This is a genomic window from Pseudoalteromonas sp. C12FD-1 (genome assembly GCF_037414265.1).
GTDB lineage: Bacteria > Pseudomonadota > Gammaproteobacteria > Enterobacterales > Alteromonadaceae > Pseudoalteromonas.
The window spans coordinates 1-283 of the sequence record NZ_JBBEVD010000005.1; the positions used below are offsets into that span (position 1 = coordinate 1).

Below are 283 nucleotides of genomic sequence, written 5' to 3' on the forward strand. Positions count from 1 at the left end.
CGAGCCAGAGGGCACCGTTGTAACGATCACCGTGACGGATGAAGCGGGTAATCCGCAAACCATTACTACCGAAGTGCAAGCCGACGGCACCTTTAGTGTGGATGTACCTAACGAATTAAGTGAAGGTGAATTTACCGTTGAGGTATCAGTAACCGACACCGCAGGCAATGAAACCACAGCCACTACCACCGGTGAGGTTGATACCGCAGCGCCTACAGTAATTATCGACCCTGTAGGCGATACAAACGACACCACACCGACTATTTCAGGATCGGCAACCGGC

General features: G+C 52.3%; 1 protein-coding gene. It reads left to right on the top strand.

Features of this window, described 5'->3' with window-relative positions:
- The coding region (locus tag WDB87_RS00025) for an Ig-like domain-containing protein (protein WP_337848632.1) at positions 1-283 on the top strand (283 nt) is incomplete at both ends.